The organism is Allotamlana fucoidanivorans, from assembly GCF_006265225.1.
In the GTDB taxonomy this organism is placed as follows: Bacteria; Bacteroidota; Bacteroidia; order Flavobacteriales; family Flavobacteriaceae; genus Allotamlana; species Allotamlana fucoidanivorans.
Genome location: NZ_VDCS01000009.1, coordinates 141,526 through 157,688, shown reverse-complemented (window position 1 = coordinate 157,688; position 16,163 = coordinate 141,526). Strand labels below are relative to the sequence as shown.

At 35.4% G+C, this 16,163-nt stretch carries 16 protein-coding genes; 11 read left to right on the top strand and 5 right to left on the bottom strand.

All coding sequences use genetic code 11. The annotated features are described in order from the left end of the window. Nucleotides 1–67: 67 nt before the first annotated feature. The 3 genes from cdd to FGF67_RS10615 all read left to right on the top strand — a co-directional run bounded on the left by cdd (nucleotide 68) and on the right by FGF67_RS10615 (nucleotide 3,370). The gene (gene cdd, locus FGF67_RS10625; protein ID WP_139697559.1) at nucleotides 68–550 is read left to right on the top strand and encodes a cytidine deaminase; all 483 of its coding nucleotides are present in this window, start codon (nucleotides 68–70) and stop codon (nucleotides 548–550) included. Between the two features lie 183 nt (nucleotides 551–733). After that, complete coding sequence (gene pdhA / locus FGF67_RS10620) at nucleotides 734–1,732, top strand: pyruvate dehydrogenase (acetyl-transferring) E1 component subunit alpha (RefSeq protein ID WP_139697557.1); 999 nt, start codon at nucleotides 734–736, stop codon at nucleotides 1,730–1,732. 3 nt (nucleotides 1,733–1,735) lie between these two features. Further along, nucleotides 1,736–3,370 carry a pyruvate dehydrogenase complex dihydrolipoamide acetyltransferase gene (locus tag FGF67_RS10615; protein WP_139697550.1) on the top strand — a complete coding sequence of 545 codons (1,635 nt, stop codon included), beginning with the start codon at nucleotides 1,736–1,738 and terminating at the stop codon, nucleotides 3,368–3,370. A 77-nt stretch (nucleotides 3,371–3,447) separates the two neighbouring features. On the opposite strand, the gene FGF67_RS10610 is transcribed toward FGF67_RS10615, so the two are convergent. The 3 genes from FGF67_RS10610 to FGF67_RS10600 form a co-directional block, all read right to left on the bottom strand. Continuing rightward, the gene (locus FGF67_RS10610) at nucleotides 3,448–3,924 is read right to left on the bottom strand and encodes a cupin domain-containing protein (protein WP_139697548.1); all 477 of its coding nucleotides are present in this window, start codon (nucleotides 3,922–3,924) and stop codon (nucleotides 3,448–3,450) included. Nucleotides 3,925–4,026: 102 nt separating this feature from the next. Further along, a complete protein-coding gene (locus FGF67_RS10605) occupies nucleotides 4,027–4,419 on the bottom strand; it encodes a DUF4242 domain-containing protein (RefSeq protein ID WP_233244057.1) in 393 nt (130 codons plus the stop codon). Between the two features lie 105 nt (nucleotides 4,420–4,524). After that, nucleotides 4,525–5,595, bottom strand: coding sequence for a nickel-binding protein (locus FGF67_RS10600; protein ID WP_233244056.1), 1,071 nt, complete (start codon nucleotides 5,593–5,595; stop codon nucleotides 4,525–4,527). A 166-nt stretch (nucleotides 5,596–5,761) separates the two neighbouring features. Between FGF67_RS10600 and FGF67_RS10595 the strand changes: the two genes are divergently transcribed. The 8 genes from FGF67_RS10595 (at nucleotide 5,762) to FGF67_RS10560 (ending at nucleotide 14,612) form a co-directional block, all read left to right on the top strand. Next, nucleotides 5,762–6,778, top strand: a complete 1,017-nt coding sequence (locus FGF67_RS10595; RefSeq protein ID WP_139697545.1) for a M28 family metallopeptidase — start codon at nucleotides 5,762–5,764, stop codon at nucleotides 6,776–6,778. After that, nucleotides 6,771–7,454, top strand: coding sequence for an SDR family NAD(P)-dependent oxidoreductase (locus FGF67_RS10590; protein ID WP_139697543.1), 684 nt, complete (start codon nucleotides 6,771–6,773; stop codon nucleotides 7,452–7,454). Before FGF67_RS10595 ends, FGF67_RS10590 begins: the two co-directional genes overlap by 8 nt. A gap of 13 nt (nucleotides 7,455–7,467) precedes the next feature. Beyond that, nucleotides 7,468–8,103 (top strand): HAD family hydrolase, encoded by a 636-nt coding sequence (locus FGF67_RS10585; RefSeq protein ID WP_139697541.1) that lies wholly within the window; start codon nucleotides 7,468–7,470, stop codon nucleotides 8,101–8,103. A 21-nt stretch (nucleotides 8,104–8,124) separates the two neighbouring features. After that, complete coding sequence (locus FGF67_RS10580; protein ID WP_139697672.1) at nucleotides 8,125–8,724, top strand: SprT-like domain-containing protein; 600 nt, start codon at nucleotides 8,125–8,127, stop codon at nucleotides 8,722–8,724. Nucleotides 8,725–8,728: 4 nt separating this feature from the next. Continuing rightward, nucleotides 8,729–9,808 carry a mannose-1-phosphate guanylyltransferase gene (locus tag FGF67_RS10575; RefSeq protein WP_139697539.1) on the top strand — a complete coding sequence of 360 codons (1,080 nt, stop codon included), beginning with the start codon at nucleotides 8,729–8,731 and terminating at the stop codon, nucleotides 9,806–9,808. Nucleotides 9,809–9,813: 5 nt separating this feature from the next. Beyond that, on the top strand, nucleotides 9,814–11,289 hold the full coding sequence (locus tag FGF67_RS10570; protein WP_139697538.1) for a DUF389 domain-containing protein: 1,476 nt from the start codon (nucleotides 9,814–9,816) through the stop codon (nucleotides 11,287–11,289). 23 nt (nucleotides 11,290–11,312) lie between these two features. Continuing rightward, complete coding sequence (locus FGF67_RS10565) at nucleotides 11,313–12,005, top strand: SDR family oxidoreductase (RefSeq protein WP_139697537.1); 693 nt, start codon at nucleotides 11,313–11,315, stop codon at nucleotides 12,003–12,005. A gap of 192 nt (nucleotides 12,006–12,197) precedes the next feature. Further along, nucleotides 12,198–14,612, top strand: a complete 2,415-nt coding sequence (locus FGF67_RS10560; protein ID WP_139697535.1) for a glycoside hydrolase family 88 protein — start codon at nucleotides 12,198–12,200, stop codon at nucleotides 14,610–14,612. Between the two features lie 3 nt (nucleotides 14,613–14,615). Here FGF67_RS10560 and FGF67_RS10555 read toward each other — a convergent pair whose 3' ends face one another. After that, nucleotides 14,616–15,383 carry an ABC transporter ATP-binding protein gene (locus tag FGF67_RS10555; RefSeq protein WP_139697533.1) on the bottom strand — a complete coding sequence of 256 codons (768 nt, stop codon included), beginning with the start codon at nucleotides 15,381–15,383 and terminating at the stop codon, nucleotides 14,616–14,618. After that, entirely contained in the window at nucleotides 15,383–16,120 is a 738-nt protein-coding gene (locus FGF67_RS10550) for an MlaE family ABC transporter permease (RefSeq protein WP_139697531.1), read from the bottom strand. Before FGF67_RS10550 ends, FGF67_RS10555 begins: the two co-directional genes overlap by 1 nt. Nucleotides 16,121–16,163 lie beyond the last annotated feature (43 nt).

Here is a 16,163-nt window from a genome sequence, read left to right as displayed (position 1 = left end):
TTGCGATGGCAATAGTTCTTTGTTTTAAAGTGTTTGTTATCTTTACTAGGTCACGTAATAATAGCTTATGAAAGAAATTGAGGTTTCGTCCAAATTACAAGTATTTGAAAGCTTTGATGAGTTATCAGAGGAGGTAAAGAGTTTATTAGAAGAAGCCATCAGCGTAAGAAAGCAGGCTTATGCACCGTATTCAAACTTTTTAGTAGGCACAGCGCTTTTACTTGATAATGGCGAGGTGATAACAGGAAGTAATCAAGAAAATGCTTCTTACCCATCAGGCTTATGTGCCGAGCGAACAGCAATATATTATGCAGGATCTAAATTCCCTGAAGCACAGATTGTGCGTATGGCTATTTCAGCAGGATCAAAACACTCTATTACCTCAAAACCTATTCCGCCTTGTGGGGCTTGTAGGCAAGCTATAGCAGAGTATGAAGTAAAACAAAGCAAGCCTATAGAAATCTATTTTATGGGTGAAACGGGCACCATAGCAAGGTCTCATTCCTTGTCTAATTTATTGCCTTTTGGTTTTGACAAATCTGTGCTTTAATATTTAAAATCAAGTTCAATTTAATATATTTAAGTTTTTCAGATTAAAATTGTCAATTAACTAATCTATCTTAATTGAAGCTCTAATTTTCATATTTTTTTGACTTTAGGCGTGTTGGGTTTTTCCAGTAACGTACAAAATATTACTTTTGTATTTCGCTTATTAATAATACAATATTATTCGATGCAAAAAATCACAAAAGAGGTTTACCTCAAATGGTATGAAGACATGTTATTCTGGAGAAAGTTTGAGGACAAATTGGCTGCAGTTTATATTCAACAAAAAGTAAGAGGATTTCTTCACTTGTATAATGGTCAAGAAGCTGTTTTAGCAGGAGCTTTGCACGCTATGGATTTGACTAAAGATAAAATGATAACAGCTTATCGTAATCACGTACAGCCAATAGGTATGGGCGTAGATCCAAGACGCGTAATGGCAGAATTATACGGTAAAGCAACCGGAACCTCACAAGGACTTGGTGGTTCTATGCACATTTTCTCCAAAGAACATCGCTTCTACGGAGGACATGGTATTGTTGGTGGGCAAATTCCATTAGGAGCGGGTATTGCCTTTGGTGATAAATACCACGGCAGTGATGCCGTAACCTTATGTTGTTTTGGTGATGGAGCTGCAAGACAAGGCTCTTTACATGAAACGTTTAATTTAGCTATGCTTTGGAATTTACCAGTAGTATTCGTTTGTGAAAATAATGGTTATGCTATGGGAACTTCAGTGGAGAGAACAGCAAATCATGATGATATCTGGAAGCTAGGTTTAGGATATGAAATGCCTTCAGCACCTGTTGATGGTATGAATCCTGTGAAAGTAGCAGAAGCATTTGATGAGGCTATACAACGCGCAAGAAAAGGTGGTGGGCCAACATTTTTAGAATTAAAAACTTATAGATATAGAGGGCATTCTATGAGTGATGCGCAACATTACAGAACAAAAGCTGAGGTTGAGGAATACAAGAAGATAGATCCTATTACGCAAGTAAAAGATGTTATTCTTAAAGAGGAGTACGCAACAGAAGAAGAAATTAAAGCTATTGATAAGCGTGTAAAAGATCGCGTAGCTGAATGTGAAAAATTTGCTGATGAATCACCGTTCCCAGAAAAGAACGTTATGTATGATGTGGTGTATGAGCAAGAAGATTATCCATTTATTCAACACAAAATATAAACTATGGCAATAGTAGTAAATATGCCGCGTTTAAGCGATACTATGGAAGAAGGTACCGTAGCGGCTTGGTTAAAAAAGGTAGGAGATAAGATTGAAGAAGGCGATATTTTAGCTGAAATAGAGACCGATAAGGCCACTATGGAATTTGAATCTTTTAATGAAGGTACGTTACTTCATATTGGGGTTCAAGAAGGTGAAACTACAAAGGTAGATGAGCTTTTAGCTATAATAGGTGAAGAAGGCGAAGATATTTCAGGACTGTTGAATGGTGGAGGAAGCGCTACAACTTCACAGGAAAGCTCAACAGAGACTTCAGAGCCTACTGAAACCTCTGCTCAAGAAGAACCTGCAGAGGCAAATTCAACAGCGGCCGAATTACCTGAAGGCGTAATTGTAGTAACAATGCCAAGGTTAAGTGATACCATGGAGGAAGGAACTGTGGCAACATGGTTGAAAAAAGTTGGAGATACGGTTGAAGAAGGCGATATACTTGCTGAAATTGAGACCGATAAAGCTACAATGGAGTTTGAATCGTTCCAGTCAGGTACTTTATTAGAAATAGGATTAAAAGAGGGTGAGTCTGCAAAAGTAGATGAACTTTTAGCTATAATTGGACCAGCAGGGACTGATGTTTCTGGTGTTGCAGCTAGTTTTTCAGTGGGAAGTGCTCCGGCTAAAAAAGAAGAAGCTCCAAAAACAGCATCTCAACCTGAAGCATCTAAATCAAGTTCTGCGCCGGCAGCAACTAAGAAGAGCGCTCCAGCACCTACGCCAGTTACCGAAAACGGTAGGGTATATGTGTCGCCATTGGCAAAACGATTAGCAGAAGAAAAAGGCATAAACTTGACTAAAGTACAAGGTTCTGGAGAGAATGGACGTATAGTTAAGCGAGATATAGAGAATTATGAGCCTGCAGCATCAGGGGCTTCAGTTGGTAAATTTGTGCCAACAGGTCAAGAAGATTTTGATGATGTACCTAATTCACAAATGCGTAAGGCAATTGCTAAGTCACTAACTAAGTCGAAATTCTCAGCACCTCATTATTACTTAGCTGTTGAGTTTGATATGGACAATGCTATTGCGTTTAGAAGTCAGTTTAACTCTATTCCTGATACTAAAATATCATTTAATGATATGGTGGTTAAAGCTTGTGCGTTAGCATTAAAGCAACACCCTCAGGTGAATTCACAATGGTTTGATGACAAAATGCGTTTAAACAATCATGTTCATATTGGTGTGGCTGTAGCTGTTCCAGATGGATTGGTGGTGCCTGTAGTGAGATTTGCTAATGAGCAATCTTTACCGCAAATAGGTGCAGAGGTGAAAGAGCTTGCTGGTAAAGCTAGAAATAAAAAATTGACTCCAGATGAAATGTCAGGTAGTACGTTTACTATTTCTAATTTAGGAATGTTTGGTATTGATTATTTTACATCAATTATCAATCAGCCTAATTCAGCTATACTTTCGGTAGGTGCTATAGTTCAAAAACCAGTGGTTAAAAATGGACAGGTTGTTCCAGGAAACACAATGAAGTTAACACTAGCTTGTGACCACAGAACGGTGGACGGCGCTACAGGAGCTCAATTCCTTCAAACATTAAAAGGATACATTGAAAACCCTTTAACAATGGTTGTTTAAGGTTTAAAATATATTTATATGTAAAAAAAGCCACTTCAAATTTTGAAGTGGCTTTTTGTTTTTGAACGGCTTTTTAATCAATCTTTTTCTATAATAGGTTCTGCATTAAAAGGATCTTCTAAAGCAATAAACAACACACACGGACCTTTGTCAAGGCATTTTGCTTTATGAGGCTTATTGCTCGGTCCATAAAGATAAGAGCCTACCGTAGCAATTTGTGGTTCTTCATTTTCGTATTGAACTTCTAATTCACCAGAAATAAGAATCATGCGTTCGGGTGAATTATGGGTGTGATTAATTACTTCAGTATTCGGATTTATTTTAAAAAACAAATCTAAATTTGGTTGTTCAATAGCGCCATGCAGTAAAGTAAATGAGCAACCTGGAAAAAAATCAGGTGCTGGGTGCCATTTTAAATCTTTATGATCAACGGTATAAACTAATGATATTTCCTCTGAGTTTGTGTCCTTTTCTTGCGAAAAAGAATAAGAACCAATCAACAACAGTAAAAGAACTAATACGGGGGCTAAACAGGATTTTTTAAAAGCTTTCATTCATTTAATTTAGTTGGTTAACACTATAAAATAATATTTTTTGGTGAAATTTCATAATATAACTCTTAAAAAAAAAACACTTAAATATTGAAATATAGTTATTTAGCGATTTTCGGCCGTACTTGGATCAATAACATTTGCTACTTTTGATATAGTATTGGCTGGAAATCCGCCTTTTTTGGCATGTTCCCTTACAAGTTCAATGTCTGCTGCCAAGTAAACACAGTAAATTTTATTATCTGTTACAAAACTGTTAACCCATTTAATGGCTGGTCCCATATCATCTAATACTGAGCATGATGTTTTAGAAACACCTATTAGTTCCTCAGATGTTAATTGTCCTGCATTGGGTATTTCTCTTTCAATGACATACATTTGCAGGTTTGGAGTTGCAGCCTCTTCTCTAAGAAGTTCAGCTGCTGTTTTTTCTTGTCCCATAATACTTGATGTTGTTAGTAAAATACCTAAAATTAAAATTGACTTTAACGTTTTCATAATTCTTTGGTTTTGATTAATAGTGTTAAAGTTATGGTATCGTAAACCAATATATTAGGACAATTAATTCAAAGAGTTGAAGATTTCGTGCAATAGAGAGAAATTTTAAGATAGGTAGCCATGTATATATTCTGAAGGAAGTATGCCAAAATTGTTTTTAAAACATTTAGAGAAATAGGCAAGACTGTTAAAACCAGTTTCAAAGGCAATTTCAGAAATATTTCCTTTTTGACTATACAAGGCTTTAAGGGCTTTGTTTAATCGAAATGATCTTAGTAATATATTAGGCGATCTACCTGTAAGCGTTGTTGTTTTCCTGTAAAGTTGAGATTTGCTATAGCCTAAATCACGACTTAAAAAGTCTACTGTGATTTCAGAATTATTGTAATGTTCCTGAAAAAGTTTATGTAGCTTTAAAAGAAAGGTTTCGTCTTGAATCCTAAAATAGGTAATTAAATGATTCTTACAAATTCTATCTAAATGATGTTTGGATATTTGCTCATTAACATTACGGGAAATTACTAAATCGCCTTTTGCTAATTCACAAAGAGCTTGAGCTAAATTAATAGTGTCTTCAAATAAATTGTTTTTAGCCGTTACAGGATCACCCGTAGCCATACCAATGCTAAAGAAATTATGTATGTCATTAGGCTTAGGGTTAATAAATTTAGCATTTTGTACAATATTTGAAGCACAGTATAGCCCATCCTTTGCTGAGCTAAATGACGTTAAATAACAGTTTGTATTATTACTAATAATAACGCCATTAAATTTATTAACAAAAAGGTTAATGTTTGCATGAAGTGTTTGATACGCAGTATTGTGTGCTGTTTCAGTATGCGTAATAAGAGGCGTTTTTATGACCAATATAGTACGATGCGCAGAGTTCATGGGTGATATTTCAGGCTCAGGATCTTGAATGCGTCCTAAGAAAGATTTAACTAAACCAGCATCCACTTCAATGATTTTATGAGGTACTAGTCCATGAGCTTTTCGATGGAGTTCTTGCACAGCTTCCTTGTTTGGTGCTTCAATCAGGCAAAATACATTTTCGCGTTCTTCATCAATCCAATAGGTCATAACTTTACAATTAAACTCATTTTGATGAATTAAATCTTTTTTATGAGCTTTTGCTGCATCCTGAAGTTTTACTCCAGGCAAATCATGTCGATCCATGAAAATTGGCATTGTACGAAATTTTATTCAATTTAATGAATTTTTATTAAATGGTTTTATGGGTGTCTAGCATTTAATGGTTAAGGAATGGTAGAATTGAAGATAAAATGAGTGATTATTTAAGGTTCTTAGTAATGTTTTTTATCTTTAGCAATTAAATAAATATATGAAAAAAGTATTAGCAGTAGCTTGTCTTTGTATGGTGTTGAGCTGTGGCGGCCAAAAGAAAAGTTTGGTCTCAAGCTCAGGTCCCATAGAAAAAAATATTTCAGATAGCGTTCATGTTGAGCTTACAAAAAAAGAGATAAAATATGCTGAATTAGCTGATGTGAAATTCAGTTTAGAGTATCTAGCCTCAGATGAATTACAGGGAAGGAATACAGGTTCTGAAGGGATAGAGAAAGCAGCTGTTTTTATTGAAACCTTATTTAAGAAAAATGATATTAAACCCTTTTTTAAAACATATAGAGATTCCTTTCATGTAAAATCTGTTGTGGGTTATAACGTGGTTGGTTATATAGAAGGCAGTGATTCAAATTTAAAAAAGGAGTTTGTCATTCTTGGCGCTCATTATGATCATATTGGATTTGGAAAGCAAGTAGAAGGAGATAGCATTGCTAATGGAGCTAATGATGACGCCTCGGGTACCGTAGCTGTTTTAGAATGGGCCAAGTATTTTGCAAAATCGAAAACAAACAAACGTAGCATCCTGTTTACGCTATATTCGGCAGAGGAACTGGGTTTAAAAGGTTCTGAGCACTTAGCAAGTAGATTGAAATCTGACAGTTTAAACCTATATACCATGATTAATTTTGAAATGATTGGTGTGCCAAGGTCAAAAGATAAAACCCTAACTTATATAACAGGTTATGATTTATCTAATATGGCCGATAAACTTAATCACTATGCAGGTGAAGAGCTAGTTGGTTTTTTACCTGAGGCAAAACAGTATAGTTTGTTTAAAAGATCTGATAATTATCCGTTTTACCAAGCGTTTCATGTGCCAGCTCAGGCAATTTCGACTTTCGATTTTACAAATTTTGAGTACTACCATCACGTGTATGATGAACCTGATAAAATGGATTTCAATCATATGACAAGTTTTATAAATAAAATGATTCCGGCTATTGAAGGTATAGTAAATTCAGACGTGAAAGAAATTAAAATGAATGGCAATGAGTAAGCATGTAATTATTACAGGAACAAGTAGAGGAATTGGATTTGAGTTGGTTAAGCTGTTTGCTCAGCAAGGGCATGAAGTCTTGGCATTATCACGTAACGAAAAGCCTGTTCAAGCTTTGAATTTGGAAAATGTTACCTGTTTTCCTTTTGATTTAGGTAATGTTGCCGCTTATAAAAAAGTAGATGATTTTATACATAACAACTGGCAATCAGTTGATATACTCATTAATAATGCGGGCGCACTTTTAAATAAGCCTTTTTCAGAAACAGGCATAGATGATTTTGAAAACGTTTATAGAACAAATGTTTATGGTGTTTCAGAACTTACCCGTATTGTTTTACCCTTTATGAAAACAGGAAGCCATGTAGTGACCATAAGTTCTATGGGCGGGGTTCAAGGCAGTATGAAGTTTCCGGGTTTGGCGGCATATAGTTCAAGCAAGGCTGCTGTGATTGCCCTCACGGAATTGTTGGCAGAAGAATATAGAGATTCAGGAATATCATTTAATGTGTTGGCCTTAGGAGCTGTACAAACAGAAATGCTAGAAGAGGCTTTTCCCGGGTATCAGGCACCTACTACAGCTTCAGAAATGGCCGAATATATATTCGACTTCTCATTAAACGGAAATACATACTACAACGGTAAACTACTACAGGTTTCAAATTCTACTCCTTAATTTACTTCATCTTATGAAAAAGTACAAATGCATAATTTTTGACTGCGATGGTGTTTTAATTGATAGTGAAACCATTGCTATAGGTGTTTTGGTTGATATGGCCAATGCTCTTGGAGCAGATATGGATAAGCACGATTCATTAATCAGTTTAAAAGGAAAATCACTAAACCTGTGCATGGATTTGATTTCTCAGAAAATTCAAAGACCACTACCAGAGTCCTTTGAGCAAGATTATAGAGCCAATACCTTTAAAGCATTTAAAAAAGATATTCAGCCTATTACAGGTATTAAGGAGGTGCTTGAAAATTTAGAACTGCCCTTTTGTGTGGCTTCCAGTGGGCCAGAGAACAAAATTCGATTGAATCTAGAAGTAACAGGGTTGTTGCCTTATTTTGAAGGAAAAATTTTTAGTTGTTATACTATTCAAAAATGGAAACCAGAGCCAGATGTCTATTTGTGGGCCGCTAAAACTATGGGATTTCAGCCAGAGGATTGTTTGGTAATAGAAGATAGTTTGTCGGGCGTTTTGGGAGCTAAAAGAGGAGGTTTTGATGTTTTAGGGTATACCGAACACGATTATAAAAATGAACTAAAATCTGAAGCTCATGGTACTTTTAGTGACATGTCTACCTTGCTAGAGCTCATCTAATCCAGTGTATTTTTTAGTGTGATACAACATCAAATTCAAGATTACATACCTAAACAAGCCTTGCCAAAGGTTATTGAGCTTTTAAACCACGATAAGCTATCAGTAAAGATAAAAAGGGAGCGTAAAACACGTCATGGTGATTATAGGCGATTGCCAAATGGTAAACATGAAATTAGTATAAACTCAAATTTAAATGAGTTTCGTTTTTTAATAACTCTTATTCATGAAATTGCTCATTTTGAAGCCTATCAAGTCTATGGTAAGTTTATAAAACCTCATGGCAAAGAGTGGAAAATAACATTTCAGCATTTAATGTTACCGTTTTTAAACCCAGAAGTATTTCCTATTAGTTTGTTGCCATTGTTAGCCTTACATTTTAAAAATCCCAAGGCCAGTAGTGATACAGATATTAATTTGTCATTAGCCCTAAAACAATTTGACCAACCAAATAATAAAACGTATATTTTCCAGGTACCCATAGGATGTATGTTTAAAATCCATAATGGAAAAATATTTAAAATGGGAAATAAACGTGTTAAGCGTTATGAAGGTGTTGAGGTTAAAACAGGAAGAATCTATTTGTTTAATCCCAATGCTGAAGTAGAATTGATTGAAACATAAAATTATGAATAAAAATTATTATGCCATACTCATGGCAGGCGGTGTAGGATCACGATTTTGGCCAGTAAGTACACAAGATTTTCCAAAGCAGTTCCATGATATGTTAGGGACTGGAGATACATTGATACAAAAAACATTTCACAGACTAGCTGATTTAATTCCTAAAGAAAACATATTCATTCTTACCAATGAACGTTATAATGATTTGGTATTAGAGCAACTTCCAGAGGTAACGCAAAGACAGGTGGTTTTAGAACCGGCAATGCGAAATACAGCACCCTGTATTTTGTATGCCTCTTTAAAAATACAAAAAGAGAACCCTAATGCGGTTATGATTGTAGCGCCAAGCGACCATTGGATTGAAGACGAACAAACGTTTTCAAAAAATGTAAAACAAGCATTTGATTATTGCACAAATAACAATGCTCTAATGACCTTAGGAATTCAACCCACCTTTCCAAATACAGGTTACGGATACATTGAATTTGATAAAACGTCTACAAGCGACATTAAATCGGTAAATCAGTTTAGAGAAAAACCAGATTACGAAACAGCAAAGAGTTTTATTAATCAAGGTAATTTTTTATGGAATGCTGGTATTTTTATGTGGAGTGTAAAAAGTGTAGTGGAAGCATTTAAAAATAACCAACCCGAACTTTTTAAACTTTTTGAATCGGGTATGTCTGCATATAATTCAGATGAAGAAGTGAGGTTTATCAAAGAAAATTATCCTAAGGCTGAAAATATTTCTGTGGATTATGCGATTATGGAAAAGTCAAACAATGTGTTTGTAATAGCCGCAGAATTTGATTGGAATGATTTGGGAACGTGGGGTAGTTTATATGATAAGTTAAACAAAGATAAATCTGACAATGCAGTGGTCAATGCAAGAACGCTCACTGATGAAGCTACGGGTAACATGATTCGTACTAAAAAAAATAAAATCGCTGTAATTGATGGTTTGAAGGATTATATCATTGTAGATGAAGACGATATTTTGCTTATCTTTCCTAAATCAAAGGAACAAGATATTAAAAAAGTGCTCCAAAATGTAAAGCATAAATTTGGAGAACAATATGGATAAATACCATGAGCGAAGAAAGCAAATTTAACTTTTCTGAAGAAGAGAAGACAGAAGCTGATAAAATCAAGAATGTGGAAGCCACCAAAAAGGCTATGCAAGAAGATGCTAAAGGGCTTTTGCAAAATGTTCAGAAATTTTTAAGGGAACTTCTAGATTTTAGAGAAGATACCGATCGTGACGCAACGGTGCAAGCCATAAAAGGTGATATCTCGTTTAAGGGGGCCACAGCTTGGATATTAGTTTGTTCTATTTTCGTGGCCTCTATTGGGTTAAATGCCAATTCTACAGCTGTGGTTATTGGTGCCATGTTAATTTCTCCTTTAATGGGACCTATTTTAGGGGTTGGCTTGTCTATTGCTATTAATGATATTGACACCTTGAGAAAGTCGCTAATCAACTTAGCCATTATGATTGTGCTTAGTTTGCTTACGGCATTTTTATTCTTTTGGTTATTTCCTTTAAGTGAAGATACCTCAGAACTCTTAGGACGGGTGAGACCAGATATTAGAGACGTGCTTATTGCTTTTTTTGGTGGTTTGGCGCTCATTATTGCGCGTACTAAAAAAGGAACCATTGCTTCAGTTATTTTTGGTGTAGCCATAGCCACCGCTTTAATGCCTCCGCTTTGTACTGCAGGATACGGTTTAGCCAAGGGTAACTTTGTTTACTTTGGTGGAGCTATGTATTTGTTTACTATAAATACTATTTTTATTGCTCTAGCGACGTTCTTGGTCCTTAAACTTTTAAGATTCCCCATGCTGAGATATGCCAATTCTAAAAAAAGACAATTTATTTCTAGAATGGCAACATTGTTAGCTATTGTGGTTATGGTACCCGCTGTTTGGACCTTTTTAATTGTTTTAAAGGAGAGTAATTTTAAGCGAGATGCTATGAACTTTATTAGCAAAGAACTTTCTGAATTACCGCATGATGAATTTATAAGAAACAACTCATCCTATCAGTATGTTGATGATAAAACATCAACTATAGAAATAAATACGTTCGGACTGGATGAAATTCCTGAAGAGTCCATCGCTATTTTGAAAAGTAGATTGAAGGATTACAGTGCGCTTTCAAATACAGAACTGATTGTAAATCAGAATAAAACCAAAAATTTAGATAACATGCGCTATATGGAAGAATTACGTACACGTGATTCAATTGATCTGTTATCGCAATCAGCAAGAATAAAATACTTAGAGCGCCGACTCAGAGGTTTTGCTGGTATAGACAAAAACTATTCGTCATTTGATGCCTTAGCAGCCGAAATAAAAATAAATTACGAAGCGATTGAAAATATTTCTTATGCCAGTTTAGTTAGTACCGATTTCAAAAAGAAAGATACTATTTCTGTATTTTATTTGAAATGGGATACGAAAGCATCCAAAGAGAAGGACCGAAAAGAAGATACAAGGAAATTAGAAAAATGGTTAAAATTAAAACTTGATTTAGATACTTTAGTTATTCATAGAATGAATTAGCTATTACAAAAACTGTAGAGTCTATGAAAAATGTGGTTCTTGTTACAGGTGCCAATCGAGGTTTGGGTTTAGGGTTTGTTGAACACTATTTGTCAAAAGGCTGGTATGTTATAGGAACTTGCCGAAGTATAAAACAAGCCCATGCGCTTGAAGAACTTAAAAACCATTATAGTAATGACTTGCAAATTGAATCTTTAGAGGTTACGGATGAATCTTCAATTTCTAATTTTATTTGCCATATTCAACATTTAAAACTTGATTTAGTAATTAATAACGCAGGAATTTGCATTGAGGAACAACTTGGAAAATGGACCCTAGCGACGTTTACGAAAATCTTTCAGGTTAATACTATTGGAGTAGCTTTATTGTCCCAAGTGGTATGGCCTTTAATGCAGCCCAAATCTAAGCTTATTAATGTATCATCAGGGCTCGGGTCTATTTCACTTAATATTAGCCCTGAAGCAAATTTTGATGCTTATGCTATGAGTAAGGCTGCTCTTAATATGTTTACAGCACGATTGGCGGCTAAGTTAAAAAGTAAGGACATTTGGGTTGTGGCGATGAGTCCGGGATGGGTGAAAACGCGCATGGGTGGAGCGGAAGCACTTTTAACAGTTTCTCAGTCCATTTATAAAATGGCCAAGTTAATTGATGGACTAAACAGTGAAGATAGTGGTAAATTTTATTCAGAAGAAGGTGATCGTAAGCCTTGGTAAGTTTCAATGAGTTTTTACTTTTGGTTTCGATTTTTTATAATGATTTTCAATACATTAAAAACGTTTTTTAACCATTAAAACAACCATTAAATTAGGTGTGCTGATTTTTTTGGCGGTAGATTTCACTACATTTGGAATATACAATCGATTGTATTCGGTTGATATTGACTAAACCACTAAACGTAATAATTCATGAAATCTTTATTTACTATCACCTCTTTGCTATGTTTAAGCTTAATTTTAAGTTGCACATCAGAACAAGCTGAAGAGATACCTTCGGCGGACGAGGTTAAAAAGCTCACGGAAAAAGTGGCTAATTGGCAAATAGAAACGTTTGCCGATATGGGAACTTATAGAGCACTGCCTTCAAAAGAACACAGAAAAAAATGGCATAATAGAAAACCTTACCATGATTTAGAATGGACCAACGGGGCATTATACGCAGGCATGTTTCAGCTTAGTGAGATATCACACTACCCAAAATACATCAATTGGTTAGTTGAGATTGGAGATAAGAACAAATGGCAATTGCACAAAAGAATGTACCATGCAGATGATCATACCGTTGGACAATTTTATTTAAGCTTACATCAAAATGTACGTTTAAAACACATCGCTAAAATTACTCCAACAAAGAATCGTTTTGATTCCATTATGAATAGTGAGCAAGGTAAAGCGTATCAATGGGATTGGTGTGATGCCCTATTTATGGCGCCACCTGTGTGGGCGAGATTAGCCAAAATTACTAAAGATAGTACCTATTTAAATTATATGGATACCCAGTATAAAATGACATATAATGAGCTGTGGGATGAAAATGAGAAGTTGTTTTTTAGAGATAAATCTTATTTTAATCAAAAGGAAAAGAATGGGAATAAGATTTTCTGGTCTAGAGGTAATGGCTGGGTGTTTGGAGGTTTAGCACTTATGATTCCTGATTTACCAAAGGATTGGAAAGAAAGAGCGTTTTATACAGACTTATTTAAGCAGATGGCACAAACCATTAAAGCCACGCAAAGAGCTGATGGCACATGGTCTGCTGGGTTATTGGGAGATGTAAAGGATTACCCGAATATAGAAACAAGTGGGAGTGCCTTCTTTACATTTGGTATTGCATGGGGAATAAATAACGGTTTGTTAGAAAGAGAGGTTTATGAACCTGTTTTACTTAAAGCTTGGAAAACGATATCGGGAGCGGTTAATGAAGCGGGTATGTTAGGGTATGTGCAACCTGTGGGAGCGGCGCCAGGGGAAAGTTTTAAAGACTACACAGAAGTATATGGTATTGGAGCCTTTTTAGCTGCTGGTTCAGAAATGTATAAGTTTATAAATAAGTTTTATCCAATTAGTAAAGTAACGACTTATAAAACCTTCATGGAAGATGGTGGATGGTGTTGGTATCAAGATCCACGCGTGATTATTAGCGAAGGTAAATTACTCATTGGCGGATTAAGTGGGCAAAGCGGTGATGTACGACTAGGTGTTTATGATTTAACTAAAGAACAAACAGATAGCACATTGGTGCTTCACAAAAACCTACAAAGGGATGATCATAATGTTCCTGCCTTGTATCAGCGTCCAGATAAAAGTGTATTGGCTATTTGGGCCAAGCATGCCTCAGAAAAAATTCATTATTACAGTACGTCTGAAGGTACTAATTATTTGAAATGGGGGGCAACTAAGCAGTATATTCATGAGTATGATTCAAAACGAGGTGTTACGTATATGAACTTGTATGAAATGAAACCCGAAGGAAAATTGTATAACTTTTTTAGAGATGGTTTAAATTTTAATCCGTCATTCATTACGTCGGAAGATTATGGAGAAACCTGGGGGAACAGAACACATTTTATTTCAAATGACGTAGCTGGTTTTCAACGTCCGTATGCCAGATATTTACAAATTGATGATAACACTATAGGCGTGTCATATACCGATGCCCATCCAAGAGCCTATGGTAACAACTTGTATTATGTTGAGTTTTCAGATAATACGTTTTATAATGTTGATGACTCAAAAATTAAAAGTTTGAATGAGGGGCCATTGCGGTCAACGGAAGCAGAAAGAATATTTCAAGGTAGCGATACTAAAGATAAACCAATAATTAATGAAAGTGTGCCCAACAGTGCGTGGACCTGTGCTATGGCCAAGGATAAGAATAATAATCCGCACTTGGGGTATACCTTATATAAAGCAGATAATGATTTAAGATTTAGGCTCGCTTCTTGGGATGGAGAAACGTGGGGCGATAGAGAAATTGCCTATGCGGGAAAATGTCTGTACAAAGTAGAAAGCAGCTATTCCGGTTTACTTGCTTTTGATCCTGAAGACCCAACCAGTGTATACATTTCAACAGACGTGAATCCGTCAACGGGTGAAGATTTAGGAGGAAACCATGAAATCTATCATGCTACAATTAATGCTAAAGATGATATATCAACAATAACATGGGAGGCCTTGACTAAAAATTCGCCATACAGAAATATACGACCAATTGTGGTTGCTAAAGACGGTTACAAAGTACTCCTCTGGTTATACGGTCCCTGGTATAATTTCTTAGATTACGACGTGAATGTGATAGGAAAGATTTTAGAAAAGCCAGAATAAATTCTATTCATTTTCTTCTAAATACATTTTGCGTACTTTCTTAAATAAGTTGGAAGAGTAAACAAAGTCTGTTACGCTTTTATTATCTGTTCTAAAGATGGTTTTATTAGAGCCCTCCCAAGCTTTTAAGCCATCTTTTAAGAACACAATTTTTTCACCAATTTCCATTACAGAATTCATGTCGTGCGAGTTAATTACAGTAGTGATTTGATATTCATCCGTAATCTCTTGAATCAGATTGTCAATAACAATAGCCGTTTTAGGATCTAACCCAGAATTAGGCTCATCACAAAACAAGTATTTAGGGTTATTTACTATAGCCCGCGCAATGGCAACACGTTTTTGCATACCTCCAGAAGCCTCACTTGGCATTTTATGATGTGCTCCTTCAAGATTGACCCGCTTTAAAACAAAATCAACCCGATCATGCATTTCACTTTTGCTTTGTTTGGTAAACATGCGTAACGGAAACATAACATTTTCGGCAATGGTCATAGAATCAAATAAAGCACTTCCTTGAAAAACCATCCCAATTTCTGCCCTCAAATTACGTTTATCATCTTCAGAAAGCTTTGAGAAAATTTTACCATCATAGGAAATTGAACCCGATTCGTAATTAAACAATCCGAGTAAACATTTCAGAAAAACCGTTTTGCCCGAACCACTTTGCCCGATAACGAGGTTTGTTTTGCCTTTATCAAACGTGGTTGTTATGCCTTTTAAAATATGAGCATCACCAAAGGACTTATGTAAATCATTAACTTCAATCATTAGCTAAGTAGCATTTGGGTTAGTAAATAATTTAAAAGAATGATAAAAACACTGGTCCAAACAAAAGAGGTTGTACTAGCTTTGCCAACTTCAAGTGCGCCACCTTTCATATAATAGCCATGAAATGAAGGAATAGTAGCCAATAGAAAAGCAAAAACAAACGTTTTTATAAAAGCATAGGTAACATGAAAAGGAGTGAAATCTGTTTGAATACCTATCAGGTAATCATCAGGAGAGCTAAACCCTCCAAATACGCAAGCTGCCATACCCCCAAGAATACCTAAAAACATAGAAATTGAAATAACAAACGGATAAAGCATTAAAGCAATATATTTGGGAAACACTAAATAGTTTAAGGAGTTTATTCCCATAACTTCTAAAGCATCAATTTGCTCGGTAACCCGCATAGTTCCAATGCTAGATGTAATAAAAGACCCCACCTTACCAGCCATAATGATAGACATAAAGGTAGGTGCAAATTCTAATACAATAGACTGCCTTGTAGCAAAACCAACTAAGTATCTTGGTATTAAAGGGTTGTCAATATTTAATGCGGTTTGTATGGTAACAACACCACCAACAAAAAAGGAAATAAAAGCTACAATGCCTAAAGATCCAATAATCAAATCATCAATATCTTTTAAGATGAGTTGTTTCATGACCGACCATTTGGTAGGTTTTCTAAACATTTCTACAATCATTAAAAAATACGTTCCAATGTCCTGTAAGTATAGCATACTAGAATTTAATCATGCTAAAGTAAAAAAACTTGTTGGTATT

Coding starts and splice junctions, on each gene's coding strand:
- cdd (WP_139697559.1), top strand. CDS start 68: ATGAAAGAAATTGAGGTTTCGTCCAAATTACAAGTATTTGAAAGCTTT.
- pdhA (WP_139697557.1), top strand. CDS start 734: ATGCAAAAAATCACAAAAGAGGTTTACCTCAAATGGTATGAAGACATG.
- FGF67_RS10615 (WP_139697550.1), top strand. CDS start 1,736: ATGGCAATAGTAGTAAATATGCCGCGTTTAAGCGATACTATGGAAGAA.
- FGF67_RS10610 (WP_139697548.1), bottom strand. CDS start 3,924: ATGAAAGCTTTTAAAAAATCCTGTTTAGCCCCCGTATTAGTTCTTTTA.
- FGF67_RS10605 (WP_233244057.1), bottom strand. CDS start 4,419: ATGAAAACGTTAAAGTCAATTTTAATTTTAGGTATTTTACTAACAACA.
- FGF67_RS10600 (WP_233244056.1), bottom strand. CDS start 5,595: ATGGATCGACATGATTTGCCTGGAGTAAAACTTCAGGATGCAGCAAAA.
- FGF67_RS10595 (WP_139697545.1), top strand. CDS start 5,762: ATGAAAAAAGTATTAGCAGTAGCTTGTCTTTGTATGGTGTTGAGCTGT.
- FGF67_RS10590 (WP_139697543.1), top strand. CDS start 6,771: ATGAGTAAGCATGTAATTATTACAGGAACAAGTAGAGGAATTGGATTT.
- FGF67_RS10585 (WP_139697541.1), top strand. CDS start 7,468: ATGAAAAAGTACAAATGCATAATTTTTGACTGCGATGGTGTTTTAATT.
- FGF67_RS10575 (WP_139697539.1), top strand. CDS start 8,729: ATGAATAAAAATTATTATGCCATACTCATGGCAGGCGGTGTAGGATCA.
- FGF67_RS10570 (WP_139697538.1), top strand. CDS start 9,814: ATGAGCGAAGAAAGCAAATTTAACTTTTCTGAAGAAGAGAAGACAGAA.
- FGF67_RS10565 (WP_139697537.1), top strand. CDS start 11,313: ATGAAAAATGTGGTTCTTGTTACAGGTGCCAATCGAGGTTTGGGTTTA.
- FGF67_RS10560 (WP_139697535.1), top strand. CDS start 12,198: ATGAAATCTTTATTTACTATCACCTCTTTGCTATGTTTAAGCTTAATT.
- FGF67_RS10555 (WP_139697533.1), bottom strand. CDS start 15,383: ATGATTGAAGTTAATGATTTACATAAGTCCTTTGGTGATGCTCATATT.
- FGF67_RS10550 (WP_139697531.1), bottom strand. CDS start 16,120: ATGCTATACTTACAGGACATTGGAACGTATTTTTTAATGATTGTAGAA.